This window comes from Arthrobacter sunyaminii (assembly GCF_018866305.1).
Taxonomy (GTDB): Bacteria; Actinomycetota; Actinomycetes; order Actinomycetales; family Micrococcaceae; genus Arthrobacter_B; species Arthrobacter_B sunyaminii.
The window spans coordinates 168466-184650 of the sequence record NZ_CP076456.1 but is presented as its reverse complement, the minus strand read 5'-3'; the positions used below and the strand labels follow the sequence as shown (position 1 = coordinate 184650).

Genomic DNA, 16185 nt, shown 5'->3' with positions numbered 1-16185 from the left:
CAGCGATAACCCGCGCGGCCCGGACAGGCCAAAGGCCGGGCACCCAACCGAAGTCGGGCACCCGGCCTCTGGCACGGATCAGCGGGGAATCAGGACTCGCGCCCTTCAATGGCGATCTTCGCCTGCGGATCCGACTCGTTCAGGAACTTGGTGATCCGGTCTACTTCCTCGGCCTCTCCAATGGCCGCTGCCGCCCGGCCCAGGGCGTACAGCGAACGCAGGAACCCCTGGTTCGGCACATGCTCCCAAGGGATGGGACCGGCACCGCGCCAGCCCGAACGCCTCAGGGCATCCAGACCGCGGTGGTAGCCAACCCGCGCATAGGCGTAGGACTCAATGGTCCGTCCCTCATCGAAGGCCTCGTCGGCCAGAATGGCCCAAACCTGGGACGAGGTGGGGTGCTTCGCGGCCAGGTCCACGGCTTCGTCTCCGGCCTCAAGGCGCGCGACGACGTCGGACTCCTCGGGCAGGTACGTGGGCTCGGGGCCGAGCAGGTTCTTGCGGAATTCATCTGACATTAGAGGGACTTGCCTGCCGATCCTAGGTTCTGTGCTGCTTCAACTACGCGCGCGGACATCCCGGCTTCCGCCGAGGCGCCCCACACGCGCGGGTCATACTGCTTCTTGTTCCCAACTTCTCCGTCAACCTTCAGCACGCCGTCATAATTCCGGAACATGTGGTCCACCACGGGGCGGGTGTATGCGTACTGGGTGTCGGTATCGATGTTCATCTTCACGACGCCGTAGGACACCGCGTCGGCGATTTCCTGTGCGGAGGAGCCGGAGCCGCCGTGGAAGACCAGGTCAAAGGGACGTTCCCGGCCAATGGATTCACCCACCGCGTCCTGGATGTCCTTGAGGATTTCGGGGCGCAGCTTTACGCCGCCGGGCTTGTAGACGCCGTGCACGTTGCCGAAGGTGAGAGCGGTGAGGTAGCGGCCCTTGTCGCCGGCGCCGAGTGCCTCAATGGTCTTCATACCGTCCGCAACCGTGGTGTAGAGCTTCTCGTTGATGGCGTTCTCCACGCCGTCTTCCTCGCCGCCCACGGTGCCGATCTCCACCTCGAGGATCATCTTGGCAGCGTGGGTGCGGGCCAGCAGTTCCTGGGCGATCCGCAGGTTGTCTTCCAGGGTTTCCGCCGAGCCGTCCCACATGTGGGAGTTGAAGATGGGGTCTTCGCCGCGCTTGACCGCAGCTTCGGAGGCCGCCAGGAGGGGCAGCACAAAGTCGTCCAGCTTGTCCTTGGGGCAGTGGTCCGTGTGCAGGGCAATGTTGACGTTGTAGCTCTTCGCCACTTCGCGGGCATAGGCTGCGAAGGCCAGTGAGCCGGTGACCATGTTCTTGATCTTGGCACCGGACCAGTACGCCGCACCGCCGGTGGACACCTGGACAATGCCGTCCGATCCGGCCTCGGCGAACCCTGCAAGGGCGGCGTTCAGCGTCTGGGACGAGGTGACGTTCACTGCCGGATATGCGAATCCCCCGGCCTTTGCGCGGTCGATCATCTCGGCATAAATCTCAGGGGTTGCAATAGGCATGCTGACTCCTCGTGAAAGGTCGATCTACGGCAGGGCCAGGGCCCTCATTGGCTTCCTACATCCTAGCCATAAGTATCCTTCCGGCAGTGCGCCGTGTCACGGCACAACGGACTGCGGACGGGCGCCGGGGCCTACAAGGGACCGAGCGGAGCCGGTCCCTGCTCAGTTCACCGTCTGGCCGAAGACATGCCGCCGGATCCAGCCGTGCATGGCGATGGCCGCAGCGGAGCCCGCGTTGATGGACCGGGTGGACCCGAACTGGGCAATGGACAGGGTGGCGTCGGCGGCGGCGTGCACCTCGGCACTGAGCCCGGGTCCTTCCTGACCGAACACCAGGACACAGTTTTGCGGCAGTTCGTAGGTTTCCAGCGGCACCGAATCCGGAAAGTTATCGATTCCGATGATGCGCAGGCCCTCGCTGTGCGCCCACTGCACGAAGTCCTCCACCGTGGGGTGGTGGCGCACATGCTGGTAGCGGTCGGTGACCATGGCGCCCCGGCGGTTCCAGCGGCGCCGGCCGATGATGTGCACTTCCTTGGCCATGAACGCGTTGGCTGTGCGGACCACCGTGCCGATGTTGAAGTCATGCTGCCAGTTCTCAATCGCCACATGGAACGGATGCCGCTTGGTGTCCAGGTCCGCCACGATGGCGTCATGTTTCCAGTAGCGGTACTCATCCACGACATTGCGGGCATCACCGTTGGCCAGGAGCTCCGGGTCCCAGTGATCCCCTTCCGGCAGCGGGCCTTCCCACGGTCCTACGCCCACCTGGTGCGTGGGGGCAGTGTCGGGTGTTTCAACGGGCAGGTCCGGCAATTGTTCAGCGCTGTCTTTCACCCAACAAGCCTAAGGTGAAAGACTGGGACGGACGATCACGGGTCACCGGCAGCACGGCGTGCACAGCCGGACCCGCACGGCAAGAAAAGGGACAGCGTGGGCGAAAACGAGAACATTGAGTGCTGGCTGACGGACATGGACGGTGTCCTGGTTCACGAGAATAATCCCATTCCGGGCGCAGCCGAGCTCATTGACCGCTGGGTGGCGACGTCCAAGCGGTTCCTCGTCCTGACCAACAACTCGATCTACACTCCGCGGGATCTCGCTGCACGGCTGCACGCGTCGGGACTGGAGGTTCCCGAAGAAAACCTGTGGACTTCCGCCCTGGCCACGGCCGAATTCCTGAAGGACCAGGTCAAGAACGCCGGGGTGCCGGGCCGCTGCTTTGTGGTGGGTGAGGCAGGGCTGACGACGGCGCTGCACGAGGCCGGAATGATCCTTACGGACACCAATCCGGATTACGTGGTGCTGGGCGAAACCCGCACCTACTCCTTCGGCACCATCACCAAGGCCATCCGGCTGATCATGGGCGGCGCACGCTTCATTGCTACCAACCCGGACGTCACCGGGCCTTCACCGGAGGGGCCGCTGCCCGCCACCGGCGCGATCGCGGCCCTGATTACGGCGGCCACCAACATGAAGCCCTATATTGTCGGCAAGCCCAACCCCATGATGTTCCGTTCCGCAATGCGCAAGATCGACGCGCATTCGGAATCGACAGCCATGATCGGGGATCGGATGGACACCGACATCATTGCGGGCATCGAAGCAGGCCTGACCACGGTCCTGGTGCTCAGCGGCATCACGCAGCGCGAGGACATCAACAGCTATCCGTTCCGGCCCACCCAGATCGTCAACTCAGTCTCGGACCTGATCAGCACCGTCTGACCCGCCGGCGGGCAGGCCGGCATGCAACCTCAAAACACCGATTTCAGGCCGCCTCCCTGTTCCGGCGGCGAGTACTGCCGGAGCACCTCGCGCACCACCCGCTGATAAACCACGGGATTCCACTGCGGGCTGGCATGCGCCGGGCTGGCTCCTTCGGTCACCAGATCATTGGACACCAGGTTGCGCGGGAACACCGCCGCCCATTCATACTTGGCGCCGAAGTAGTTGACCGTCCTGTCATCCGGATTGCCGATGAACGCCAGCGAGGTTCCGCCCAGAGCGCCTGCGTAGCGCCGGGCGTCGTAGTGGAAGATGTAGGACGCCTCGGACTGGATCAGCGTGGTGGACGGCGCCAGCGGCGAGAGCTGCTCCAGAGTCTGATCCACGACGGTCCGCCACGTCCGCTCGTCCTTGTGCAGGACCCGCTCGCCCAGTTCGTAGCCGCCGCGGACCACGCTGGGAATCCGGTAGCCGGCGTCGTACAGGGCCACCACTCCTTCGAACATGGCACGGTCCAGGACGTCCTGCGGTCCGGCCGGGCTGGAGTCCAGGATGACAAGCTCGACGGCGACTCCGCGCTCAAGCAGCCGGGCCGCCACCTGGACGGCGAGCATGCCGCCGAAGCTGTGGCCGTAAAAGTAGATGCGCCGCAGCTGATGGTTGCGGATGTAGCGGTAGACGGCCGCCACAATGTCATCGACGTCCAGCCCCCGGTTGGAGTAGCCGACGCCGGCCAGCTGCCCGCGGGAGGCCAGCACGGGGCGCAGGGAGTTCAGGATCCAGACCGTTTCTTCCCAGCTGGTCTTGTACCCGGGAAACAGGAACCAGGAGGCCGCGGGAAACCGCCGTTCCGCGGTCTCGTCCCGGACCCGGAGGATTTCCAGATCCTCCCGGTAGCGCTGGATCCGCTGGGTGATCAACAGATCCGCGGCCAGGGTCAGCCCCAGTGCGCTTCCGGCCAAAAAACGGCGCCGGGAGAACCGCTTGAGGTCTTCGGCGGACCGCAGGAACTCTGCCGGATCCCCGCTCACGGCAGTCCGGTCCCCGTGCCCGGCACTGCGTATCTAGCCGTGGTGGCCGCGGCCTTACTCCAGGCCCAGTTCATCCTTGCCGAAGGCATACAGGTAGGGCACGCCGGCTTCGGCTTCAATGCGCTCCTTCGATCCTGTGTCCCGGTCCACGATGACGGCAACGGCAACCACGTTTCCGCCGGCACGGCGGACGCCCTCCACCGCGGTGAGCGCCGACCCGCCGGTGGTGGAGGTGTCCTCCAGGACCACCACGTTGCGTCCGGCAACGTCGGGGCCCTCAACCTGGCGGCCCATGCCGTAGGACTTCTGTGCCTTGCGCACCACGAAGGCGTCGATGGGACGGCCGGCGCGGGCTCCGGCATTCATCACCGCCGTGGCCACCGGATCAGCACCCATGGTCAGTCCGCCGGCGCTCTCAAAGGAAATGCCTGCCGCGTCGATCAGGTCCAGCATTACCTCGCCCACCAGCTGGGAGGCCTCATGGTGCAGGGTGACGCGGCGCAAATCAATGTAGTAATCAGCCTCGGCGCCTGAGGACAGCGTGACCTTTCCGCGGACCACCGCCAGCTCACCGATCAGATCCAGGAGGCGGGCACGGGCAGCAGGCGAAACGGGCGCAGTCATGGCCTCCATCCTAGCCGAGCACCCCTTTCCCGGACGCAGATGTGACGGGAGATATAGGCTGGAACACATGCGCCAACTACAAGCTGAAATCATCACGGAAATGGGCGTGCAGCCCACCATTGAACCCGCTGCTGAGATCCGCCGTCGGGTGGATTTCCTCAAGGCCTACATGGCCGCCTCACACACCGGCGGTTTTGTCCTGGGAATCAGCGGCGGCATCGACTCCACCCTCGCCGGCCGGCTGGCCCAGCTGGCCGTGGACGAACTCAACGCCGGGGGCACCGAGGCACAGTTCATCGCCCTGCGCCTGCCTTACCAGGTCCAGCATGACGAAGCTGACGCCCAGGCCGCCCTGGAATTCATCCAGCCCGCCCTCTCCTGGGTCTACAACGTGGCGCCCGCCGTGGACGGCTATGAAGACGAGTACGTCAAAATGACCGGCGAGCGGATCAGTGACTTCAACAAGGGCAACATCAAGGCCCGCGCCCGGATGACGGCGCAGTATGCGGTGGCTGGCCAGCACAACCTGCTGGTCATCGGCACGGACCACGGTGCCGAATCCGTCACCGGTTTCTTCACCAAGTACGGTGACGGCGGCGCCGATGTCCTGCCGCTGTTCGGCCTGAACAAGCGCCAGAACCGGCAGCTGCTGGCCGAGCTCGGGGCTCCGGACGCCCTGATCCGCAAGGCTCCCACCGCGGACCTGCTGGATGACGCCCCCGGCCAGACCGATGAGACCGAACTGGGTATTTCCTACGACACCATCGATGACTATCTGGAAGGCCGCGATGTTCCGGAGGAGGCTGCGGAGAAGATTGAACGCCGCTTCCTGATGACCCGGCACAAGCGCACCGTGCCCGTCAGCATTCTGGACACGTGGTGGAAGCCCTGAGGCATGCCCTGAACCGGCGCCGGATTCGGTAACGTAGCAAGGGTGAAGATTGCTACCTGGAACGTGAACTCCATCCGTGCCCGTGCAGACCGCGTTGAAGCGTGGCTGCAGCGCTCCGACGTCGACGTCCTGGCGATTCAGGAAACCAAGGCCAAGGACGAGAATTTCCCCTGGGAGATTTTTGAGAACAACGATTACGAAGTGGCGCATTTCGGTGTGAACCAGTGGAACGGCGTGGCCATCGCCTCCCGGGTGGGGCTCGACGACGTCGAGCGCACCTTCCCGGGACAGCCAGCCTTCGGCAAAACCGAAGCCACCACCGCCACCGAGGCGCGCGCTATCGGAGCAACCTGCAACGGCGTGCGGGTGTGGAGCCTGTATGTTCCCAACGGCCGGGCCGTGGGAGACCCCCACATGCCGTACAAGCTGCAGTGGCTGGACATCCTGAAGGACCAGGCCGCAGGCTGGGTGAAGGACAACCCGGACCTGCCCCTGGCGCTGATGGGCGACTGGAACATCGCCCCGCAGGATGACGATGTGTGGGACATCGACTGGTTCCGCGCCCAGAACGCCACCCACGTCACGGAGCCCGAGCGGGCAGCATTTCAGGCTTTCCTGGACGCCGGATTCACCGACGTCGTCCGGCCCTACACTCCGGGACCCGGCGTGTACACGTACTGGGATTACACCCAGCTGCGGTTCCCCAAGAAGGAAGGCATGCGCATCGACTTCGTTCTAGCCTCCCCCGCGCTTGCCGCCCGGGTCACCGGCGCATCCATTGACCGCGAGGAACGCAAGGGCAAGGGCGCATCGGACCACGCCCCCGTCATCGTGGAGCTGGACTGACCATGAGTCCGCGGCCCGGAGATCCCATGCACCACACGTTCCCCTACGTGTCGCATCTGCGTGTCTATGAGCCGCTGGACGTGTTTGACGATGACCAGCAGCTGGCCATCCTCGAGCAGCGGGCACGGGGACGCCACGAGACCGAGGTCCTGGAACGCAGCGACGCCGTGCGGCGTTTGGTCCGTGCCGTGTCGGATCCTTTTCCTCACAGTTCCACTGATCTGGTGCGGGTGCTGCATTATCCGGACCATCAGGGCTCAACGCGCCGGCTGTACTGCCCCAACCAGCTGGCCGTCCGGGCTTCGCTGGCCGCCGAGTCGCTGGGCGAGAGCATCCGCGGACCCCTGGTCGATGTCCTGGTACCGGAGGTGGCCCGCGAAGCGCACGCCGCCCGAATTGATCCCGACTCCTTTGCGGACTCCCTGGCCCGCCTGCACACCCGATCCGCCACATGGGGTGTTCCGTTCGGCTGGTTTGTGCTGCTCCACGAGGATGACCACAGCGAGGTGGTGGAGGACGACGGCAAGGTGCAGACCGTCCGGCTCGCAGCACCCGTAACCCAGTGCCTGGAGCGGGCACGCGCCGCCACTGCGTCCCTGGCGCTCGCCGCACCCGAACTGGATCTGCTCGATGAGCTGGACGAGCTGACGAACTGGCTGGAAATCTTCTCCGAGGACGCAGTGCTGGAACTGGACTACGGCTCGGTGGCGGACCTGGTGTTCCCCGACGATTCGCCCTCGGACGTCCGCCTGGGCATCGAATCCCTCGCAGACGGTGACATGACAGGAGCCGCCGCCTCTTACCGGAGGCTGGCCAACCGCTGGATTCCGATCCGCCAGCTGGCCCGCGCCAGCTAGGCGCACCGGCCCCTTAGTTGTAACTCTCACGGACGTTGTGAACGGCGTGGCAAAAGTCAGTCAGGCGGGGCTCTCCGGAATCGATACAGGCAGCGGGGCCAGCCCTGGTGAGGGACGGCCCCGCCACCACCGGATTGCGTGCGGTTTTAGAAGCGCACGTTGCGGAGATACCGGTAGCCCACCTCTGCGGTCTGCAGGGGAGTTACATCCGGCTGATCATTTTCGACGATGTACTCCTTCGCCTGGTGCGCCTTGAAGATACGGGAGAAATCGATGGTTCCGGTGCCCAAGTCAGCGAAATCTCCAGCGGCATCCCGATCCTTCACGTGATACTGCAGGACCTTCTGTGGAGCCTGTTTGATTGTGTCGATGGCGAACTGGACCGGGTCGGCGGCACCAACCCCGACGCCGCCGGTAACCACCCAATACAAGTCAACTTCCAGGTGGACGAGCTTCGGGTCAAGACGGCTGGTGAAGATGTCCCACGGCGTGAGCCCGCCGCCGAGGTCCGTCGTGAACTCGTGAGCATGGTTGTGGTAACCGTATTTGATGCCGGCCCCGCGCGCGACGGCCGCTTCTGCATTCATCTGGTCCGCCCACCTGTACCAGTCGTCTGCGTTATCCGAGGCCAGATAAGGAACGTTCATGTAGGTCTGGCAGAGCGTCAGGGCGTTGGAGATCTTAGTCTGCAGGTCCGCCGGAGTGGCGCTGATCCCCTCATGGCTGGAAGAGGCACGAATCCCCAAGCGGTTCAGTGTTCTCCGCATATCTTTAGCAGTGCGTCCGTACAGCCCCGCCAGTTCGACCCGGTCGTATCCGTACCGGGCAAGCTTCGTAAAATTCGCGTCGATGTTTTCGCCGGTCATAATAGACCGCAGGGTATACATCTGAATGCTGATCTGTCCGGGGGGAACCGGCCGGTTGCCCTTGTGTCCGGGTTTTCCATGGTGGCCGGGCTTGCCCTTGTGATCAGGGTGGGCCACCGCAGGAGCCGCACCGATGCTGGCGAGGCCCACACCCGCGCCAGCGGCCAATGCCCCGCGGATAAAATTGCGCCGGTCAACCCCCTTCTTTTCAAGAGATCGATTCAGCGAACCTTTTGCGTCAAATCCGAAGCACATGCTGTTGCCTTCCTGACAGTTGGACGCCTTCCGCCGCCTTCATTGGCACTGGCGGAAATGCGCGCGGGGTCACTGGGGAATTCACTGGACTGATATCGATGGCTCATCGTCGCCGGCGAGCTATCCGAACTGATTCAGCACCAGCACCAGGTAGATATGTCCGTTTTGTTTTCTGAAACCACTGCCAGGCGCTTGGGGTGCACCTTAGGGTGAGGTCGGAAAAGCATGCCTGCTATCCGTCGCGTCCTATGCAAGGTGACGAGTGTGGAACAAGAGCGGTGACTGGAAATGAGTTCGTCGCATGAGGCTATGGCGGGCTTTTGGTGTCTGTCAAGCAAAAGTCGCCGACCAAGGGCGGTTGGCTCAGTCGGCGATGCTTAGTCCGGAGACCATGGCGTCGATGCGCTGGGGAGACATGGCGTGGTGAATCGCCAGCATGCTGGCACCCAGCACACCGGCGTCGAGGCCGGAGCCGGAATGGACAATCTGCAGATGCTGTGTGGCAAGCGGGATGGTGCGCGAGTACACCGTCTCCCGGATGCCGGCAATGAAGTGTTCGCCAGTAAGGGCCATGGATCCCCCTATGACTATTACCGAAGGATTGATGAGACTAATACATGCCGAAAGGATGTCCCCAACGTCTCGTCCGGCCTGCCTGACTGCGTGGATGGCTTCCGTGTTTCCGGCGCTCACCAGTGCCACGATGTCCTCACTGCCGCTGGCCTCAATGCCCAGCTGGCGCAGCTTTGAGGCAATGGCCGGCCCGGATGCTATGGCTTCCAGACAGTCAGTATTGCCGCAGTGACAGGGGACTCCGGTCCCGCCGTGCACGCGAATATGCCCGATGTCGCCGGCGACTCCGTCCGCCCCCCGCTGAAGCATCCCACTTGAGACAATGCCTGAACCGATCCCGGTGGCAACTTTAACGAACAGCAGATTGTCCACCTGTGGCCAGGACATATTGCGTTCGCCCAGGGCCATGATGTTGACGTCATTGTCGACCAGGACAGGAACATGGAATCGTGCCTGAAGGTATCCAGGCACGTCGTAGCCGTTCCATCCGGGCATGATGGGCGGATTGATGGGCCGTCCGGTGCGGTGCTCCACGGGACCAGGCAGCCCGATACCAACGGCCAGGAGGTCTTCCAATGACCGTCCGGTCCCGTTGAGCAATTCCGTGCCGAGTTCAACAACCGCTTCGAGGACCGCATCTGGACCCCGAGTGATTTCCAGTGCCCGGGCAGATTGGGAAAGCAGGTGCCCGGTGAGGTCCGTGACCGCCACTTGGAGGTGGGATGCCCCGATGTCCACTCCGAGCACAACCCGGCTGCCTGCCTTGAGTGCGATGCGGGAGGACGGGCGGCCCCCGGTGGAGACGGCGTCCTCAACGAACCCTACGAGCCCCAGATCCATAAGTGCTTCGATCCGGAGGGTGACTGTTGAGCGGGCCAGTCCCATTTGTTCGGCCAGCTCGGACCGGGTCCGAGGTTTCCCGTCGCGAAGGATCTGGAAGAGCTCGCTCGCTCCGGACGATGCAAGGCCGCCAACGCTACTTATGTCACTCACCGACTCATTACAGCATAAAGCCGACGGAACTATTTACTTGGGTATCTTCGCAGGACATGGGTCTACTAGTTTGAATTGATCCGCCCTAAGTGGCCGGGGAGCAGTTGATCATCACAAATCCCCCTATTGCCCGCCGGCATTCGACGAAATGATGGCAACGCCAAGCGCAGATATATCGGAATACCTCATAAGTACGTTGTGACCTGACATTACCTATGCTAGGTTCCCTGTGACCAGCGTCTCATTCACGGATTCTGATTCTGAATGAGGCGTGGGCACGCCGGCGGTACATGAAGCTTCTAGGAGGAAGTTTGATCAGGGACACCCACAAGGGCATGTCAGTCAAGGCGGACGAAGAATCGGTACTCGGTACCGCGCCGGAGGACTGGGACTACGGCCGGACAGGAATCTGGCTCATCGGCGCACGGGGGTCGGTGGCAACAACAGCAGTGATCGGCCTGGCAGCCATCGCCTCCCGGCTGGTGAAACCCGTGGGATGCGTGACGGAACAGGACACCTTCCACGGCGCGTGCCTCCCGGACTACGCAGACTTCGTGGTGGGTGGCCATGACATCAGCGGCGTTTCCATGGTCAAGCGGGCGGAGAAACTTGCTGATGCAGGCATGGTCCCCGGCCATCTCGTTGAATCAGTCAGAGCCCAGCTCCTTGAAGCGGACGGCCGGGTGTGTTCTGGATACGATCCCGCTGGCACCGCAGAGTCGCAGGCCGATGCCGCAAGCCGCCTGTCCAGCGACATCGTTGCGTTCAAAGAAACAAACGGGCTGCGGCGGGTCATCGTCTTGGACGTCGCCTCCACAGAGGCACCGCTGGACCAGCTCGCCGAGTACCACGACATCGATCTCCTGAAGTCGGCGCTCGAGGATCCGGCACGGTCTGTGTTGCCCGCCAGCTCGGTAGCGGCCTACGCAGCCGTTCTGGCTGGCTCTCCATACATATGTTTCACGCCGTCAACGGCCCTGAACGTTCCTGCTCTGTATGAGCTTGCTGGCGCCTTCCGGGTTCCCACCGCAGGCCAGGACGGCAAAACGGGCCAGACCTGGCTGCGCTCGGTACTGGCTCCGGCGCTTGCCGCACGCGGGCTGGAGGTCCTGTCCTGGGCCGGGACCAATTTGCTGGGCGGCGGGGACGGAGCCACGCTTGCGGACAGCCGCGCTGTTTCCGCAAAGCTGCTGTCGAAGAACCGCGGATTGCACGAGCTCACAGGAGGCGCTGTCATCCCGCTGCACATTGACAACGTGCCGGACTTGGGCGAGACCAAAGTCGCGTGGGATCACATCCACGTGGAAGGATTCCTGGGCTCCCGCCTGACGATCCAAACAACGTGGAGCGCCTACGATTCCATGCTGGCAGCTCCGATGATCCTCGACCTCGCCCGCCTCATGACGCTTGCAGACGCGGCAGGAGAAACCGGGCATGTTGGGGCCTTTGGCTTCTTCTTCAAGGATCCCTGGGGCAGTGAAGAGCATTCCTTCGCACAGCAGACACATAACCTTGCGGAGTGGGCGCTCGTTGCCAGTGGCCGCCTCCTCTCGGACACGGGACGTGAACAACTGTGACCAGGCTCGGCGATTACCTGGAATTGGTTAGGGCTCCCGCTGTCCTTACTGTCCTGGGGGATTCCGTGGCAGGCGGGGCTGCTGCTGGACGGCCCCTCACCGGACGGCGCGTGTGGATGCCGGTGGCGAGCGCGTGCCTCTATGCCGGCGGAATGGCCCTCAACGATTACGCAGACCGGGACATCGATGCCAGCGAACGTCCAAAGCGGCCCATTCCTTCCGGAAGGGTCAGCCCCCGGAGTGCCCTGGCCGCCGCATCTGCCCTCACAGCCGCCGGACTGGGGCTGTGTGCTGTGGCCGGCGGCTGGAGCTCCTTGGCTGTGGGGATTCCGCTTGCGGTGTCGATTTGGACTTATGACCTGGTGACTAAGGAGCATGCGCTAGCTGGAGCCGTCTCGATGGGCACCTGCCGGGCCCTTGACGTCCTGATGGGTGCGGGAGCAGGCCATGTCAGGCCGGCACTTGGGGCTGCGGGCATCATGGGTGGCCATACTGTCGCCGTGACTTTCCTTTCCCGTGGTGAAGTCGATGGAACAGACGCTGCCACCGCCTCCGGTGTCGCAGCAGCGACCGGGCTGCTGGCCGCATCAGTCGTGGCCGGATCCGCTGGACCGCCGATCAAAACGCTCGCCGTTCTCACAGCCACGGCTGCCTATGCCCTGAGATGTGGACCTGCCCAAATCAGGGCGGCGCGGGACCCTGCGGCAATTAACGCCCTGAATGCGACCAAGGCGGGCATCCGCGCGATGGTTCCACTTCAGGCAGCGCTCGCGGTACGGCACGGACACCTGCTGGGTGCAGGTGCGCTGATTGGGGTGGACGTCTTGGGCAGGATCATCCGTTCCCGTCCCGGGGGCAGGAAAGTGAGCGAGTCATGACCACCACGCCATCTTCCCCACCATTCAGCATCGGGTATGGCACCAATGGTTTCACAGACCATCCGCTTCCGGACGTACTGGAGATGCTGTACGAACTCGGTTACGGAGCTGTGGCCCTGACTCTCGGCCATCCTCATCTGGACCCTTTCGCCCCAGACTTGGAAGCCCGGCTCAAGTGCCTGCGCAGCCGCCTCGAGGACCTGGACCTTCGGATTGTCATAGAGACCGGTACGCGTTTCCTGCTCAACCGGCGGGAGAAACATCGGCCAACCCTTGTCGACGAAGACGCCGCAACCCGGGTCGATTTCCTTCGCCGGGCAATAGACATCGCCGCGGTACTGAACGCCGAATGTGTCTCTTTCTTCTCGGGGATCCTGCCTCCCGAAACCAGCCCAGAGTCCGGTTGGAAGCGGCTGGAAACCCGGGTTGCTGACGTACTTGGGCATGCTGCCGAGAAAGGGGTCCTGCTCGCCATTGAACCGGAGCCCGGAATGCTGGTGGAGACCGTCGCTGATGCCCTTGAGCTTCGAACCCGCCTCGGCAACCCGCAAGGACTCAGGCTGACCGTGGACATAGGACACTGTGTAGTGGTTGAGCCCGGCGGAGTGCGCGGTGCACTGATGGAAGCCGGAGCACTTTTGGCGAACGTCCAGCTCGACGACATGCGGTCCGTTGCCCATGAGCATCTTCCGTTCGGTGAAGGGGAGGTCAACGTCGCGCTTGCCCTGGCAACGCTCGCAGAACTGGATTACCGAGGGGTGGCCGCCGTCGAGCTGCCCCGGCACTCCTTTGATGCACCAGGCTTGGCCACCCGAAGCATGGCCGCCCTGCAGGCCGCCTGGCAGGAAGCCCAGGCAGGCAAAGCGGCGGAAGAATGGCTACAGGAAAGCGTGGCCCGAATCGCGGCAGATCCCGGTGCGTTGCCAGCAGTTTTCGCCGCAGCCAGCCGAAGGGTTGGCCGCAGTCCTCTCCAGCCGGCCATCGATCCCACGGCGGTCCTCCATGGCAGCAACAGCGACTACGCCCGCGGCGAGCTCATTCGGCGCCTGTGGGAGTTCCGCCCTCCCGAAGATCTGGCCGAGGCTCTCCTTTCGCTGTACAGCAGGGGAGACTCCTCGGAACGGCGCGGCGTCTTGAGGGGGCTGGGGTCATTGGCCGTTTATGAGCCGGATCTGCCCGTTCCCGTCATCGCAGCGGGCCTGCGGCTGACCGCCGAGGCACTTCGAACGAACGAGACCGGGCTGGTCGCGGCCGCCGTCGGCCCCTTCGCCGCCGCCTACCTTGACCAGCACAACTGGCGCCACGCGGTCCTAAAGCTCATCTTCATGGGCGTCAGCATTGCCGCCGTAACCGACCTCGATGAGCGGGCGGATGACGAACTGGCGCGCATGGCCACCGATTTCGCCGCCGAACGGCAAGCAGCGGGACGCCCGGTACCGGACGACGTCGGTCTCCTGCTGGGCCTTGCCGCCAGTCCCTCCATCTCCCGTAAGGAGTCCTAGCCATGCGCATCTTTGACCCGCATATCCACATGACAAGCCGCACGACCGACGATTACGCCGCTATGTATGACAGCGGAGTACGGGCACTGGTTGAGCCCGCCTTCTGGTTGGGACAGCCAAGAACCAGCGTCGGATCCTTCATCGACTACTTTGATTCCCTGCTGGGCTGGGAACGGTTCCGGGCCGCCCAGTACGGCATCCGGCACCACGCCACGATCGCCCTGAATCCCAAGGAAGCCAACGATCCCAGATGCGTGCCGGTCTTGGAGGAGATTCCCCGGTACCTGGCCAAAGAGGGGGTCGTTGCGGTCGGAGAGATCGGTTTTGATTCCATGACTCCGGCCGAGGATGAGGCGTTCAGCCGCCAGCTGGAGCTGGCCAGCGAGTTCTCCCTCCCTGCGCTGGTGCACACCCCGCATCGGGAGAAGCTCCGGGGCACCCAGCGGACACTCGACCTAGTCCGCGAGTCGAAGGTTGATCCCTCGATGGTCGTTGTTGACCACCTTAATGAAACCAACGTGCACATGGTGAAGGACTCCGGAGCTTGGATGGGTTTCTCCATCTATCCGGACACCAAGATGGATGAGGAACGCCTGGTCGCAATCCTCCACGAGTACGGCACCGAGAAGGTGTTGATTAACTCTGCCGCGGACTGGGGAAAATCCGACCCGCTCAAGACAGCGAGCACAGCGAAAGCCATGCTCGCCGGCGGGTTCTCGGAGGACGACGTCGACCGCGTCCTTTGGCAAAACCCGGTCGAGTTCTACGGCCAAAGCGGTGCGCTGATCCTCGATCCGATCCCCGGTTTTGACGGAGCGGAACTCGGGGGAGCCGGGGAGACGTTCGAAGGCAACTCACTCCTGCGGGGAGTCCGCGCCTGATGCAGCTTTCCTACTGCACCAACGTGCATCCGGCCGAGGACCTTGATGGGGTAATCCGTCAGCTCCGTGAATATGCCGGTCCTATCCGCCGCAGGGCGGGGCTGGACGTTCTCGGCGTCGGGCTGTGGCTGCCGGCAGGGCTGGCCAGCCGTCTGGCGGGAAGCGCCGCTGATGTGACATTGCTTCGTGAGGTGCTCTCCGAGCAGGGACTGCAAATCCATACCCTGAACGCTTTTCCCTACGGGGGCTTCCACAACGAGGTAGTGAAGAGAGACGTCTATCAGCCCACCTGGGCACAGCGGGAGCGACTGCAGTACACCCTGGAGTGTGCAAACGTCCTTGCGGCCCTGCTTCCCGAAGGGATGCCGGGATCCATCTCCACGCTGCCTCTAGCTTGGCGTGATCCCTGGACTGGCGACGACAACGAGTCCGCTACCACGGCGTTCGTGGAGTTGTCCGAAGGCCTGAGAACGCTGAAGGAGCGCACCGGAAAGACAGTCCGGATAGCGGTGGAACCGGAACCGGGATGCGTACTCGACACGGTTTCGGATGTCACAGCATGGCTGGCAGCGGGAATCCCCAGAGGCATCGACTCCGATTACATCGGCCTGTGCATAGACACATGCCATCTGGCGGTGTCTTTTGCCGACCCCGTGGCGGCAGTTCGTGGCGTCGGGGCAGCCGGCCTGCGCGTCGTAAAGGTTCAGGCTTCCGCCGCACTGCACGTGGCTGCACCCTCAGAAGAGGCTGCCCGCAGCGCGCTTGTAGCGTTCGCGGAACCGCGGTACCTGCACCAGGTCAGGGAGCTGGGACGTGACGGAAACGTCCTGATGGCAGATGACCTGCCGCAGGCACTGGCTGAACTGCCGGGGAGAGGTCCATGGAGGGTTCATTTCCATATGCCCCTCCACGTGGTGCCGATGCTTCCGCTGGAGACGACCGCCAAGGTGCTGGAAACGACTGTGGATGAAGTCAGCAGCCTGCCGTACGGGCAGCAAGTGCATCTGGATATAGAAACCTACACGTGGAGTGTTCTGCCCGGGAAACAAGTTGATCTTGTCGAAGGCATAGCAGGGGAAATCGCGTGGGCGGAGAACCATCTGCTGGCTCCGGCGCCGTCCTGATGCCAGCGCGCGGCACTCACCTAA

At 63.5% G+C, this 16185-nt stretch carries 16 protein-coding genes; 9 read left to right on the top strand and 7 right to left on the bottom strand.

What is annotated here, in order from left to right:
• Window positions 1-89 precede the first annotated feature (89 nt).
• From KG104_RS00915 to KG104_RS00905, 3 genes are all read right to left on the bottom strand, one after another.
• On the bottom strand, window positions 90-518 hold the full coding sequence (locus KG104_RS00915) for a DUF3151 domain-containing protein (protein ID WP_104053616.1): 429 nt from the start codon (window positions 516-518) through the stop codon (window positions 90-92).
• Window positions 518-1537, bottom strand: a complete 1020-nt coding sequence (gene fbaA, locus KG104_RS00910) for a class II fructose-bisphosphate aldolase (protein WP_104053615.1) — start codon at window positions 1535-1537, stop codon at window positions 518-520. The genes KG104_RS00915 and fbaA overlap by 1 nt, the downstream gene beginning before the upstream one ends.
• A gap of 162 nt (window positions 1538-1699) precedes the next feature.
• A complete protein-coding gene (locus KG104_RS00905) occupies window positions 1700-2353 on the bottom strand; it encodes a TrmH family RNA methyltransferase (RefSeq protein WP_237685558.1) in 654 nt (217 codons plus the stop codon).
• Window positions 2354-2509: 156 nt separating this feature from the next.
• Here KG104_RS00905 and KG104_RS00900 point away from each other — a divergent pair, with 156 nt between their 5' ends.
• Window positions 2510-3262, top strand: a complete 753-nt coding sequence (locus KG104_RS00900; RefSeq protein WP_104053779.1) for an HAD-IIA family hydrolase — start codon at window positions 2510-2512, stop codon at window positions 3260-3262.
• Between the two features lie 29 nt (window positions 3263-3291).
• Here KG104_RS00900 and KG104_RS00895 read toward each other — a convergent pair whose 3' ends face one another.
• Window positions 3292-4293, bottom strand: coding sequence for an alpha/beta fold hydrolase (locus KG104_RS00895; protein ID WP_237688640.1), 1002 nt, complete (start codon window positions 4291-4293; stop codon window positions 3292-3294).
• 54 nt (window positions 4294-4347) lie between these two features.
• The gene (gene pyrE / locus KG104_RS00890; protein ID WP_104053778.1) at window positions 4348-4917 is read right to left on the bottom strand and encodes an orotate phosphoribosyltransferase; all 570 of its coding nucleotides are present in this window, start codon (window positions 4915-4917) and stop codon (window positions 4348-4350) included.
• Between the two features lie 67 nt (window positions 4918-4984).
• Between pyrE and nadE the strand changes: the two genes are divergently transcribed.
• The 3 genes from nadE to KG104_RS00875 are packed head-to-tail and all read left to right on the top strand — an operon-like array spanning window position 4985 to window position 7512.
• The gene (gene nadE, locus KG104_RS00885) at window positions 4985-5809 is read left to right on the top strand and encodes an ammonia-dependent NAD(+) synthetase (RefSeq protein WP_104053612.1); all 825 of its coding nucleotides are present in this window, start codon (window positions 4985-4987) and stop codon (window positions 5807-5809) included.
• Between the two features lie 42 nt (window positions 5810-5851).
• Complete coding sequence (locus KG104_RS00880) at window positions 5852-6655, top strand: exodeoxyribonuclease III (RefSeq protein WP_104053611.1); 804 nt, start codon at window positions 5852-5854, stop codon at window positions 6653-6655.
• Window positions 6656-6657: 2 nt separating this feature from the next.
• Window positions 6658-7512 (top strand): DUF8083 family protein, encoded by an 855-nt coding sequence (locus tag KG104_RS00875; RefSeq protein WP_237685528.1) that lies wholly within the window; start codon window positions 6658-6660, stop codon window positions 7510-7512.
• 146 nt (window positions 7513-7658) lie between these two features.
• On the opposite strand, the gene KG104_RS00870 is transcribed toward KG104_RS00875, so the two are convergent.
• Window positions 7659-8633 (bottom strand): sugar phosphate isomerase/epimerase family protein, encoded by a 975-nt coding sequence (locus KG104_RS00870; protein WP_207348588.1) that lies wholly within the window; start codon window positions 8631-8633, stop codon window positions 7659-7661.
• A 363-nt stretch (window positions 8634-8996) separates the two neighbouring features.
• Window positions 8997-10199, bottom strand: coding sequence for an ROK family transcriptional regulator (locus KG104_RS00865; protein WP_237688639.1), 1203 nt, complete (start codon window positions 10197-10199; stop codon window positions 8997-8999).
• Window positions 10200-10510: 311 nt separating this feature from the next.
• Here KG104_RS00865 and KG104_RS00860 point away from each other — a divergent pair, with 311 nt between their 5' ends.
• The 5 genes from KG104_RS00860 to eboE are packed head-to-tail and all read left to right on the top strand — an operon-like array spanning window position 10511 to window position 16161.
• Window positions 10511-11776, top strand: coding sequence for an inositol-3-phosphate synthase (locus KG104_RS00860; protein ID WP_237687297.1), 1266 nt, complete (start codon window positions 10511-10513; stop codon window positions 11774-11776).
• Complete coding sequence (locus KG104_RS00855; RefSeq protein ID WP_207348587.1) at window positions 11773-12654, top strand: SCO3242 family prenyltransferase; 882 nt, start codon at window positions 11773-11775, stop codon at window positions 12652-12654. Before KG104_RS00860 ends, KG104_RS00855 begins: the two co-directional genes overlap by 4 nt.
• Window positions 12651-14156 carry an EboA domain-containing protein gene (locus KG104_RS00850; RefSeq protein ID WP_207348586.1) on the top strand — a complete coding sequence of 502 codons (1506 nt, stop codon included), beginning with the start codon at window positions 12651-12653 and terminating at the stop codon, window positions 14154-14156. The genes KG104_RS00855 and KG104_RS00850 overlap by 4 nt, the downstream gene beginning before the upstream one ends.
• Window positions 14157-14158: 2 nt before the next feature.
• Window positions 14159-15037, top strand: a complete 879-nt coding sequence (locus KG104_RS00845; RefSeq protein ID WP_207348585.1) for a TatD family hydrolase — start codon at window positions 14159-14161, stop codon at window positions 15035-15037.
• Complete coding sequence (gene eboE, locus KG104_RS00840) at window positions 15037-16161, top strand: metabolite traffic protein EboE (protein ID WP_207348584.1); 1125 nt, start codon at window positions 15037-15039, stop codon at window positions 16159-16161. The genes KG104_RS00845 and eboE overlap by 1 nt, the downstream gene beginning before the upstream one ends.
• Window positions 16162-16185: the final 24 nt, after the last annotated feature.